This window comes from Schaalia naturae (assembly GCF_042665795.1).
Classification (GTDB): domain Bacteria; phylum Actinomycetota; class Actinomycetes; order Actinomycetales; family Actinomycetaceae; genus Pauljensenia; species Pauljensenia naturae.
In genome coordinates, this window is the sequence record NZ_JBHTEF010000001.1 from 1495966 (window position 1) to 1507709 (window position 11744).

The following is an 11744-nucleotide window of genomic DNA, read 5'->3' on the forward strand; positions in this document are numbered from 1 at the left end:
ATCCGGGTCACTGCTCGACGACCACGGGCACGATCATCGGGCGGCGACGCAGCCTGCGGGCCACCCACCGGCCGATGACGCGGCGCATCGCCTGCTGGAGGACGTAGGGATCCACCCCGCCGGGCGCGGCCGCCTCCCGGAGGGCCGCATCGACGTCGGGCAGCACCTCGTCGAAGACGGAGTCGTCCTCGGCCATGCCGATGGCGCGGATCGTCGGGGAGGCGAGGACGGTCCCCGTGTCGTGCTCGACCACCGCGTAGACGCTGACGAACCCCTCTGTGCCCAGCGTGCGCCGGGTCTCCAGCTCGTCCTCGGAGATCTCCCCGATGGAGCGGCCGTCGACGTAGACGTACTCGCAGGGCACGGCGCCCGCCACACGCGCCTGCCCGTCGGCCAGATCCACCACGACGCCATCCTCGGCCAGCACGACGTTCTGCGGCGGCACGCCGGTCTTGACGGCCAGCTGCCCGTTGGCCACCAAGTGGCGGACCTCGCCGTGGATCGGCATGACGTTCTTCGGCTGCACGATGTTGTAGCAGTAGATGAGCTCGCCCGCCGCGGCGTGGCCGGAGACGTGGACCTTCGCGTTGGCCTTGTGGACGACGCGCGCCCCCAGGCGGGTGAGGTCGTTGATGACGCGGTACACCGAGTTCTCGTTGCCGGGGATCAGCGAGGACGCCAGCACCACCATGTCGCCGGGCTCGATGTGGACGAAGCGGTGGTCGCCCCGCGCGATGCGGGACAAGGCCGCCATGGGCTCCCCCTGGGAGCCGGTCGCCATATAGACCCGTTTCTCGGGAGGCAGGTCGCCGATCTTCGAGGACTCGATGAGGACGCCCTCAGGGACCGTGAGGTACCCCTTCTCCTCCGCGATGCGCATGTTGCGCTCCATCGATCGCCCGATGAGGGCGACGCGCCGCCCGTGGTGGGAGGCCGCGTTGATGACCTGCTGGACCCGGTGGACGTGGGAGCTGAAGGAGGCGACGATGATCTGCCCCGGAGCCTCTCCGAAGGTCCGGTCCAGGACCGGTCCGATCTCCCGTTCGGGGGCGATGAAACCGGGGACCTCCGCGTTGGTCGAGTCGACCATGAACAGGTCGACGCCCTCCTCCCCGAAACGGGCGAAGGACCGCAGGTCAGTGAGGCGGTGGTCGAGCGGCAGCTGGTCCATCTTGAAGTCGCCGGTGATCAGCACCTTGCCGGCCGAGGTGCGCACGAACACGGCCAGGGCGTCGGGGATCGAGTGGGTGACGGCGACGAATTCCAGGTCGAAGGGCCCCACGCGGACGCGGTCGTGCTCGGCGACGACGTGGAGCTCGGGCGCGGGAAGGCGGTGCTCGCGGATCTTGGGGGCGACGAAGCCCAGGGTGAGGTCCGACCCGTAGATCGGGATGTCGTCGCGCAGCTTCAGCAGGTAGGGGACGGCGCCGATGTGGTCCTCATGCCCGTGGGTGAGGACCAGCCCGACCACATCGTCCATGCGGTCCTCGATCCACGAGAAGTCCGGGAGGATCAGGTCGACCCCGGGCTGGGTCTCCTCGGGGAAGAGGACGCCGCAGTCGACGATGAGCAGATGGCCGTCGAGCTCGAGCACGTTCATGTTGCGCCCGACCTCTCCGAGGCCTCCCAGCGGGATCACGCGCAGCGCGCCGTCAGCCAGCGGGGCAGGCTCGGCCAGATTGTCGTAAAGGGGACTCATGGGACGATTCTGCCACGACGCGCGCCGCGCGCCGGTCCCGGATCGCAGGGACGCCCTCGTCGGGCGGAACGTCACAGCAGGTCCAGGGCCTCCATCGCTTCCCTCAAAGCGGCGGTCTCCTCCTGGGCGGGGGCCACCAGCGGGAGCCGGACGGCGGGATCGGGCAGGACCCCCTGGAGATGCAGGGCGCACTTGGCCATCACCGTGCCCTGGCCGCCTCCCATGACCGCGCGGACCAGGGGGGCCAGGGTGCGGGCGAGCTCGCGGGCCTCGAGCCATTCCCCGGCGTCGACCAGGTCGATGAGGCGCCGGTAGTGGGCGGCCGCCACGTGCGCGACGACCGAGAGGCAGCCCGACGCCCCCTCGACGAGCCAGGCGAGGTTGAGCCCGTCGTCCCCCGAGTAGTAGGCGAGCCCCGTTCGGCGCATCCGTTCCCCGCCCCGGCTCACCTGGCCGGTGGCGTCCTTCACGGCGCGGATGCGCGGGTGGGTGGCCAGCTCGTCGAGCGCCGCGTCGGAGAAGGCGAGGCCCGTGCGCCCCGGGATGTCGTAGAGCATGATCGGCAGGTCCGTGGCCTCCGCGATCGCGCGGACGTGGGCCACCAGGCCGGCCTGGGACGGCCGGTTGTAGTACGGGGAGACGACCAGCAGGCCGTCTGCGCCGCAGGCCTGCGCGTTCTGCGCGATGCGCACGGCGTGCGCCGTGTCGTTGGAGCCCGCTCCGCACAGGATGAACGCCCGATCGCCCACGGCCTCCACGACGGAGCGCGTGAGCTCGTCCTTCTCCGGCTGGTGCGTGGTCGGCGACTCCCCGGTGGTGCCCGACAGCAGGATCGCGTCGCACCCCTGGTCGACCATCCGGCGGGCCAGGACCTGCGCCGTGTCCGCGTCCAGCGACCCGTCGGCGTGGAACGGGGTGATCATCGCGGGCGCGAGCGTGCCGAAAGTGCGGTCCGGGGTCCCGGTGGGTGCGACGGTGCTCATGACCGTCAGCGTAGAGGACGCGCCCGAACCCGGGGAGCGGTGTTCATCATGGGGTCGCCCGATCGCCCGGGACCCGGTGCGGCGGGCCCTCACCCGGACAGCCTCGACCACCACAGGTGCTCGGTGACGGCCCGCCCTCCGACTGCCAGGCGGCGGCGCAGGCCCGCCGGGGCGAACCCGGCGCCCTGGTAGAAGCGCGTGTGCGCGTCGTCCCCAGCGGTGACCCACACGCGCAGGACGTGCGGACGGGCGATGTCGACCAGGGCGGACAGCAGGCGCGAGGCATGGCCGGACCGGGCGAAGTCGGGGAGGACCTCGAGGGCGAGGATGTCCGTGCCCGCCGGGACGTCCCCCTGGTCCCCGGGCGCAGGGCCGAGGGCGGGACCGGGCGCGCAGGAGAGGAAGCCTGCGACCGCGCCGCCGTGGAGCGCGACAAGCGTGTGGCAGCCCGACGGGGCCGCGGCCTCCAGCGTCGTCCTCCACCGCTCGCGCACGGCCCCGGTGGAGAGGACGGGCGCCTCGCCCTGCGGGCCCAGGCCCGCCTGGATGGCCGCCCGGATGCCGCGAACCTGGATGCGCGCCACCGCATCGGCGTCCTCGGCCACGGCCGGACGCACCGACCGGTCGGGACGGGCCGCGACGCGGCGCCGGTCCGTCATGCCAGCCCCATCGCGGCGTCGAGCCCCACCGTCAGCCCGGGGCGCTCGCCGACATGGCGCACGGCGAAGAGGACGCCCGGCATGAAGGAGACGCGGTCGAAGGAGTCCGTGCGGATGACCAACTGCTCGCCCGGGTTGCCCAGGAGGATCTCCTCATGCGCGGTGAGACCGCGCAGGCGCACGGCGTGGACCGGCACGCCGTCGATGCGGGCGCCGCGGGCTCCCAGGGGATCGGAGAGCGTGGCGTCGGGCATCGCGCCCATCCCGGCCTCCGCTCGAGCCGCCGCGATCCCCCGGGCGGTGGCGGCCGCCGTGCCGGAGGGGGCGTCGACCTTGTCGGGATGGTGCATCTCGAGGACCTCGGCGCTCTCGAAGTAGGGCGCCGCCATCGCGGCGAAGCGCATGGCCAGCACCGCTGACATCGCGAAGTTGGGGGCGATCAGCACCGACCGCCCAGCCGTCCGCGCGTGGGCGCCCACCCGCTCCAGGGCGTCGGGCCCCCAGCCCGTGGTGCCCACGACCGCATGGATGCGAGCGTCCAGGCAGGCGTGGACGTTGGCCTCCGTGACCTCGGGACGTGTGAAGTCCACCGCCACGTCCGCCCCCGCCAGCGTTCCTGGGTCCAGGGCGTCGCCCGCTTCGATGCGCGCGACCAGGTCCAAGTCGGGCGCGGCCTCCACGGCCTCGCACACCGTCGAGCCCATCCGCCCGGCTGCGCCGATGACCGCCACCTTCACCATATGTCCTCCTCCGTCTGCCGACGCCGATCCCGGCTCACGGCTCCGCCGGCAGCACGAGCGCGCGGCTGCGCGGTCCGGCTGCCAGCTCGCCGGCCAGCCCCCTGACATCCTCGGCCTCCACGGCGTCGAGCCCCGCGAGCGTCGCCTCCACCGTGTAGTAGCGGCCGAGCATCTCGGCGCGTCCCAGCCGCGCCATCCGGGACCAGTTGTCCTCCAGCCCGAGCGCGAGCCCGCCGCGGAGCTGCCCGCGCACGCGCGCCATCTCCTCCTCCGTGGGGCCGTCCGACGCCAGGGACTCCAGCTGGGCGCTCATGATGTCCTCGACCTGCCCGACCTTCTCGGGCGCGGTGCCCGCGTACATGCCGAAGAAACCGGTGTCGGCGAAAGGCGAGTCGAAGGCGTACGTCGAGTAGGCGAGCCCCCGCCTCTCGCGGACCTCCTGGAACAGCCGCGAGGACATCGATCCTCCCAGGACGCCGAGCAGCACCGACATCACGCGACGGCGGGGGTCCCCCGCGCGCATGGACGGGCAGCCGACGACGACATGAGCCTGCTCGACCTCGCGGCGTCGCACGATCTCGCGCGCCTGGGACGCGCCGGCGACCGGCTCGGCGGGGTCCTCCGGCCGGCGCGGCCGCGGCCCGCCCGCGCCACCGGCCCATCCGGCGCGTTCCAGCGCAGCCGCGACCTCGTCGAGCAGCCGGTCGTGGTCGACGTGCCCCGCCACGGCGACGACCAGGGTGCCCGGACCGTAGGCCGAGCGGTAGTGCTCCCACACGTCGTCGCGTCCGATGGCGCGGATCGCCTCGGGCGTCCCTCCGACGGGCCGGCCCAGGGGCGTGTCCCCCATCGCTGCGGCGGCGAAGGCGTCGTGGACGACCTCGGTGGGGCTGTCCTCAGCCATCGCCAGCTCGTCGAGGATGACGCCGCGCTCCAGGTCGAAGTCCGCGGGGTCGATCCGGGAGGCGGCCACCATGTCCGTGAGGACGTCGACCGCCATCCCGAGGTCCTGGTCCCGCACCCTCGCCCAGTAGTTCGTCGACTCCTTGCCGGTCTCCGCATTGGATTCGCCCCCCACCGCGTCGAAGGCGACCGCGATGTCCAGGGCGGAGCGCCGAGCGGTCCCCTTGAACAGGAGGTGCTCGAGGAAGTGGGTGGATCCGGCGTGCGCCGGGGTCTCGTCGCGGGAGCCCACCGGCACCCACAGGCTCACGCCGACCGAGTGCGTGGCGGGCACGTCCTGGCTGAGGACGCGCACGCCTCCCGGCAGGACGGTGCGGCGCACACACGTGTCCCCGTCGTCGAACTCCAGGGAGGCGGTGAGGTCCGGTCCCTCCACCGGCAGGTCGAGGGGATCGGCCTGGGGAGGTGCGATGCGGGTCACGCCTGCCGGTCCTCCGTCCATGTCGGCGCCGCCTGGCGCGCCGCGTCACCGGGCGCGTCCGAGCCTGGCGCCCCATCCGGCATCCCCGGCTCCGGCCCCTCGTGCGGGGCGGGCGTGGCCTCGTCCTCCCCGACCGGTTCGGTCTCGGAGACGGCCGCCGGCGACGAGGGCGCCTCAGCCGTCTTCTCCGGTTCGGAGGCGCTGCCGGCAGCTTTCTTAGCCGGACGCTCGATGCCGCCGGTCAGGGCGACGAGGAGGCCGACGACGCAGGCCACCGCCTGGATGCCGAAGAACCAGGCCATCCAGCTGAGGCCGACCTCGATCCCCTGGGCGGTGGCCGTCACGCCCGCGGCCCAGGCGACGACCGACCCCAGCACCGACGCTCCGAGGGCCCAGACGTAGAACCTGCGCGGGGCCGCGCCCGTCAGCGCCCGCGCCAGGGCGAGGACGCCGGTGACGAGCAGAGCCGGGCACGCGATGACGATGACGGCGCCCAAGGTCATCGGCGCGATCCGACCCGGGTCGGCGGCCTCGATGCCGCCGGTGAGGTCGAGGATCAGCCAGGCGAGGGCGTCCAGGGCGAACAACGCCAGGAACAGGACGGAATCCGTGAAGCGGCGCATGTGCGCACCTCCTGGTATCTGGGATCGGGCACTCATCGGGCAACTCCTCCGAGTGTAGGGCCCCGGCCGCCCGAACGACGGGCCCGCAGCCAGATGGCTGCGGGCCCGTCGGCAGAGCACAGAGGCTCAATCGGTCGCGCGCTCAGTCCTCGGAGGCGTTCTCCTCCGACGCCGGCGCCTCGCCCTCATCGTCATGGTGACGACGCGAGCGGGTACGCGGGCGGCGCTCGCGGCGTTCGGCCCGCTCGCCCCGCGGGGCGCGCTCACGGCCGCCCTCGTGGGACTCCTCGGCCTCGCCCGCCTCCCCGTCGACGACGGCGTGCAGCGACAGCTTGCCGCGATCGCCGATCTCGGCGATCTCGACCTCGACCTGCTGGCCGACCTGGAGGACGTCGTCCACCGAGTCGATGCGCTTGCCGCCGACCAGGCGACGCACCTGCGAGATGTGCAGGAGGCCGTCCTTGCCGGGGGTCAGCGAGACGAACGCGCCGAAGGACGTGGTCTTGACGACCGTGCCGACGAAGCGCTCGCCGACCTCGGGCATCTGCGGGTTCGCGATCTGGTTGACGAGCGCCCGGGCCGCCTCGGCGGCCTCGCCGGTCGAGGCCCCGATGTAGACGGTGCCGTCGTCCTCGATCGTGAGGTCCGCGCCCGTGTCCTCCTGGATCTGGTTGATCATCTTGCCCTTCGGACCGATGACCTCGCCGATCTTGTCGACCGGCACCTGCACCGTGATGATGCGCGGCGCGGTGGGCGACATCTCGTCGGGGCCGTCGATCGCCTGGTTGATGAGGTTGAGGATCACCAGCCGCGCGTCGCGGGCCTGGGCCAGAGCGCCGCGCAGGACGTCGGAGTCGATGCCGTCGAGCTTCGTGTCCAGCTGGAGCGCGGTGACGAAGTCCGTCGTGCCCGCGACCTTGAAGTCCATGTCGCCGAAACCGTCCTCGGCGCCCAGGATGTCGGTGAGGGTGACAGACTTCCTCTCCCCGTCGACCTCGCCGGTCATCAGGCCCATCGCGATGCCCGCGACCGGGGCGCGCAGCGGCACGCCGGCCTGGAGCAGGGACAGGGTGGAGGCGCACACCGACCCCATGGACGAGGAGCCGTTCGACCCCAGCGTCTCCGAGACCTGGCGGATGGCGTAGGGGAAGTCCTCGCGGCTGGGCAGCACCGGCTTGAGCGCGCGCTCGGCCAGGTCCCCGTGCCCGATCTCGCGGCGCTTCGGGGAGCCGACGCGCCCCGTCTCGCCGGTGGAGAAGGGCGGGAAGTTGTACTGGTGCATGTAGCGCTTCGCCGAGACCGGGGAGAGGTTGTCGAGCTGCTGCTCCATGCGGAGCATGGCCAGCGTCGTGATGCCGAGGATCTGGGTCTCGCCGCGCTGGAAGAGCGCGGAGCCGTGCACGCGGGGCACGACCTCGACCTCGGCGGACAGCGACCGGATCTGGGTGGGCGTGCGCCCGTCCATGCGGACGCCCTCGCGCAGCGTGCGCATGCGGATCGTCTGCTTCTCCAGGGAGCGGAAGGCGGCCTTGAGCTCCTTCTCCTCCTCCGGGCGGTCGGCCAGCAGCGCCTCGAGCATCTCGGCGCGCACCGCGTCGACGGCCTCGTCGCGGGCCAGCTTGCCCTCCGTGAGAAGAGCCTTCGCCACCTTGTCGCCGACCCAGGACTCGACCGCCGCGTACTGCTCGTCGGTGTAGTCGAGGAACAGCGGGAAGTCCACGGTCTCCTTGGAGGCCTTGGACGCGATCTCCATCTGGGCGAGGCACAGGGCGCGGATGAAGGGCTTCGCGGCCTCCAGGCCGTCGGCCACCACGTCCTCCGTCGGCGCCACGGCGCCGGCCTGGATGAGATCCCACTCGTTCTCGCCGCCGCCGGCCTCGACCATCATGATCGCGACGTCGTCGGTTCCGTCCTCGTGGGCGACGATGCGCCCCGCGACGGTGATGTTGAAGACCGAGCGCTCCATCTCGGACCAGCGCGGGAACGCGACCCACTGGCCGTCGATGAGAGCCAGCCGGGTGCCGCCGATCGGCCCGGTGAAGGGCAGGCCCGCGATCTGGGTGGACATCGAGGCCGCGTTGATGGCCAGGACGTCGTAGGCGTCATCGGGATGGACCGACAGGACGGTCTCCACGACCTGGACCTCGTTGCGCAGCCCCTTGACGAATCCGGGGCGCAGGGGGCGGTCGATGAGGCGGGCGGCCAGAATGGCCTCCGTGCCGGGGCGTCCCTCGCGGCGGAAGAACGATCCGGGGATCCGTCCCGCGGCGTAGGCGCGCTCCTCGACGTCGACCGTCAGGGGGAAGAAGTCGAACTGGTCCTTGGGGTGCTTCCCGACCGTCGTGGCCGAGAGCACCATGGTCTCGTCGTCCAGGTAGGCGACCGCGGATCCCGCGGCCTGCTGGGCCAGGCGCCCCGTCTCGAAACGCACCGTGCGCTTCCCGAAGCGACCGTTGTCGATCGTCGCCTCTGCGGCGACGATGTCAGGGCCTTCCATCATGTGGCGTGATTCTCCTTGGATGAGGTGGTATCGCGCCTGGTGCCGGCCTTCGATCGAAGCCCACGGCATGCGGTCGGGGAGATCCGCCCGGGTCCGTGAGCCACTGTCGAAAACCGCCCACTGCAGCGCGGTGTCCGGATGGGGCCGGGGCCGGTCGGCCCCGCGCCCGCTGTGGAACCGGCCCGGAACCATGGGGAACCGGGCCGGGGTGGGTCAGCGACGCAGGCCGAGGCGCTCGATCAGCGAGCGATAGCGCTCGATATCGATGCCGGCCAGGTAGCCGAGGAGGCGCTTGCGGCGTCCGACCAGCAGCATCAGACCACGACGCGAGTGGTGGTCGTGCGGGTGGGACTTGAAGTGCTCGGTGAGATCCTTGATGCGCTGGGTGAGCAGCGCGATCTGGACCTCCGGGGAGCCCGTATCGCCCTCATGGGTGGCGTACTCGGCGACGATCTGGTCCTTGACGTCCTTGGTCAGCGGCACGTGAGCTCCTTGATGTCTCGTTGCGCGGAGCACCGGGGCTGTCCCCGGGCATGACTGTCCGCGGCCGATCGAACGGCGTGCCCAGGCTAGCACGGCGCTCTGGCGCATCCGGGCGCCGTGAGCCGCCCCACGGCGCCCGGCGGGGTGAGATCCCGCACGCCCCATGCCGCGCGCCTACTGGGCGCTCACCTGTGCGGGGTCGACGCGGCCCGACACCGCGACGCCCAGGACCGCCGCCGTGCGCCGCAGGTCGTCGTCCATCTGGTCCTGCAGCTGCTCCACGGAGTCGAAGGCCGTCATCGCCCGGATCCGGTCGACGAAGTGGACGGCGATGCGCTCGCCGTACAGATTGAGATCCGTGCGCCCCAGCACATGGGCCTCCACGGTGCGCCTCACCCCGTCGAACTGCGGGTTCGAGCCCACCGAGATCGAGGCCGGGAGGAACTCACGCGCCGTCGTGCCCGGCACCTCGCGCACGACCCATCCGGCGTACACCCCATCGGCGGGCACCACGCCCTCGATCCCCGAGCCGAGGTTCGCGGTGGGGAACCCCAGCGCCCGCCCCCGCTTGAACCCGTGCTCGACGACGCCGCGGATGCGGTGGAAGCGCCCGAGCACGCGCGCTGCCCCGGCGACGTCGCCCTGGGACAGCAGCTCGCGCACCCATGACGAGGACCACCTGCGGCCGTCCTGGTCGCGGATGTCCGCGACGACCACGACGTCGAAGTCGTGCCGGCGCCCGATCGCCCGCAGGGTGTCGACGTCGCCGGCGTTGTGGCGCCCGAAGCGGAAGTCCTCCCCCACCACGACCTCGAGGGCGCCCAAGCGCTCGACGAGGTACTGGACCGCGAACTCCTCGGGCTCCAGCGTGTACACCGAGGCGTCGTAGTGGACGACGAGCGTCGCGTCCAGTCCCGCCCCGGCCATCGCGTCGAGCCGGTCGCTGAGGGGGGTGATCAGCTGGATCCCCGCCTCGGGATGATGCACCTGGGAGGGGTGGGGGTCGAAGGTGCAGGCCACCGCATCCACCCCCTTGCGACGCGCGTGCCCGACGCATGTCCCGATGATGCTGCGGTGCCCTCGGTGCATCCCGTCGAAGTTGCCGATCGTCACCACCGAGCGCTCGTCGCCGGGCACCTGTTCCAGTTCGGTCCAGATCTTCACGCGCAGTCCCCTTCTCTGTGTGGCGCCGCCCCGGTCAGAAGACCAGGACCGTCCTCAGCGCGCCCGCCCCGCCCTCCGGGCCCTCGATCCGGGCCAGTCCCAGCACAGTGGCCCCGTCCGGGGCGAGGACGCCCACCGGCCCCTCCCCCGCCGATCCGCGCAGCGCCTCCAGGGCCGCCGGGTCGCGACGCGGCGCCTGGCCGTGGGAGAAACGGATGGCCTCGTCCTCGTCGAGCACGAGGTCCGGGAACATCGCCCGGACCGCGGTGTCCAGCCCGATGAGGGGCAGCGCCTCCCCGCGCTCGACGCGGGCCGTGAGCTCCGCCAGCGTCTCCGCATCGCTGAGCGTGAAAGACCCGACCTCGGTGCGGCGCAGGCGCGTGAGGTGGGCGCCCGTGCCGAGCGCCGACCCGATGTCGCGGGCGAGCGCACGCACGTACGTCCCCGAGGAGCACTCGACATGCAGGTCGACATCCGTGACCGGAACGGGCCGCGCCTCCGGGGCGATCGTCTGCTCCCGCGGCACGCCGACGACATCGAGCCTGCCGACGCGGACGGGACGGGCGGGGATGTCGACCTCGACTCCCTCGCGCGCGAGCGCGTAGGCGCGCCGCCCCCCGATCTTGATGGCGGAGACCGCGGATGGGATCTGCCAGATGTCGCCCCGCAGCGGGGCGATCGCCGCTTCGAGCGCCTCGTCGGAGAGTCCGGAGCAGCCCCGGAGCCCGACGGTCTCACCGTCGGCGTCGTCCGTGGAGGTGGTCTGGCCCAGCCGCATCGTGGCCTCGTAGGTCTTCGAGTCCGCTGTCAGCCACCTCAGCAGCCGCGTCGCCCGGTCGATCCCGACGACCAGCACGCCGGTGGCCATCGGGTCGAGCGTGCCGGCGTGGCCCACCCGGCGGGTCCGCGCCAGGCGCCGCACTCGGGCGACCACGTCGTGGCTGGTGAGCCCCGCGTCCTTGTCGACGACCAGCAGCCCCGAGGGCGTGCGCGGCGCTTCGCTCCCGGTCATCTCAGCGGATGCCCCCGCTCTCCCCGGATTCGTCGGGAGCGGGGCCGTCCTCGTCGCGACGGTACGGGTCCGGGTCCCCTGCGAAGGCAGCGCCCTGCGAGCGCCGCGCGATCTCCTCGTCGCGGGCCCGCGCGGCCTCCAGCGCCTCCTCCAGGGAGGCGGCGGCCTGCGGGAGCGCATCGGGGATGAACTCGAGCGTCGGGGTGAGCCGGATGCCCAGGGCGCGGCCCACCTCGGAGCGCAGGATGCCGGCCGCCGAGGAGAAGGCCCGCGCCGCGGCCTCGCGCTCCGGCCCGTCGCCCAGGACCGTGTAGAACACGGAGGCATGCTGGAGGTCGCCGGTCACCCGGACGTCCGTGATCGTCACCGGCGCGAGCCGCGGATCCTTGACGCGGCGTCCCAACAGGCGCGCGACGGTCTGCTGGATCCGGTCCTCGACCTTGTGAACGCGTGTCTGGTCCGCCATGCGGCCTCCTCCTGATATCGGCGCTGTCCCG

11 protein-coding genes are annotated in these 11744 nt (G+C 72.5%); all 11 read right to left on the reverse strand.

The window, feature by feature from the left end; genetic code table 11:
- Positions 1-7: 7 nt before the first annotated feature.
- The 11 genes from ACFQWG_RS06615 to rbfA all read right to left on the reverse strand — a co-directional run bounded on the left by ACFQWG_RS06615 (position 8) and on the right by rbfA (position 11713).
- On the reverse strand, positions 8-1699 hold the full coding sequence (locus ACFQWG_RS06615; protein ID WP_380973418.1) for a ribonuclease J: 1692 nt from the start codon (positions 1697-1699) through the stop codon (positions 8-10).
- A gap of 71 nt (positions 1700-1770) precedes the next feature.
- Complete coding sequence (gene dapA / locus ACFQWG_RS06620; protein ID WP_380973421.1) at positions 1771-2682, reverse strand: 4-hydroxy-tetrahydrodipicolinate synthase; 912 nt, start codon at positions 2680-2682, stop codon at positions 1771-1773.
- An 89-nt stretch (positions 2683-2771) separates the two neighbouring features.
- Complete coding sequence (locus ACFQWG_RS06625; protein WP_380973424.1) at positions 2772-3341, reverse strand: GNAT family N-acetyltransferase; 570 nt, start codon at positions 3339-3341, stop codon at positions 2772-2774.
- Positions 3338-4081 (reverse strand): 4-hydroxy-tetrahydrodipicolinate reductase, encoded by a 744-nt coding sequence (dapB, locus tag ACFQWG_RS06630; RefSeq protein ID WP_380973427.1) that lies wholly within the window; start codon positions 4079-4081, stop codon positions 3338-3340. Before dapB ends, ACFQWG_RS06625 begins: the two co-directional genes overlap by 4 nt.
- A 34-nt stretch (positions 4082-4115) precedes the next feature.
- The gene (locus tag ACFQWG_RS06635) at positions 4116-5486 is read right to left on the reverse strand and encodes a M16 family metallopeptidase (protein ID WP_380973429.1); all 1371 of its coding nucleotides are present in this window, start codon (positions 5484-5486) and stop codon (positions 4116-4118) included.
- The gene (locus ACFQWG_RS06640; RefSeq protein WP_380973432.1) at positions 5462-6088 is read right to left on the reverse strand and encodes a hypothetical protein; all 627 of its coding nucleotides are present in this window, start codon (positions 6086-6088) and stop codon (positions 5462-5464) included. Before ACFQWG_RS06640 ends, ACFQWG_RS06635 begins: the two co-directional genes overlap by 25 nt.
- Before the next feature lie 142 nt (positions 6089-6230).
- Entirely contained in the window at positions 6231-8588 is a 2358-nt protein-coding gene (locus tag ACFQWG_RS06645; RefSeq protein ID WP_291497009.1) for a polyribonucleotide nucleotidyltransferase, read from the reverse strand.
- A gap of 213 nt (positions 8589-8801) precedes the next feature.
- Positions 8802-9071, reverse strand: coding sequence for a 30S ribosomal protein S15 (gene rpsO, locus ACFQWG_RS06650; protein ID WP_291497007.1), 270 nt, complete (start codon positions 9069-9071; stop codon positions 8802-8804).
- 174 nt (positions 9072-9245) lie between these two features.
- Entirely contained in the window at positions 9246-10235 is a 990-nt protein-coding gene (locus tag ACFQWG_RS06655; RefSeq protein WP_380973436.1) for a bifunctional riboflavin kinase/FAD synthetase, read from the reverse strand.
- A 34-nt stretch (positions 10236-10269) separates the two neighbouring features.
- Positions 10270-11247: a tRNA pseudouridine(55) synthase TruB gene (truB, locus tag ACFQWG_RS06660; RefSeq protein ID WP_380973439.1), complete on the reverse strand. Its 978-nt coding sequence runs from the start codon at positions 11245-11247 to the stop codon at positions 10270-10272.
- A gap of 1 nt (position 11248) precedes the next feature.
- Positions 11249-11713, reverse strand: a complete 465-nt coding sequence (gene rbfA, locus ACFQWG_RS06665; protein ID WP_380973442.1) for a 30S ribosome-binding factor RbfA — start codon at positions 11711-11713, stop codon at positions 11249-11251.
- Positions 11714-11744 lie beyond the last annotated feature (31 nt).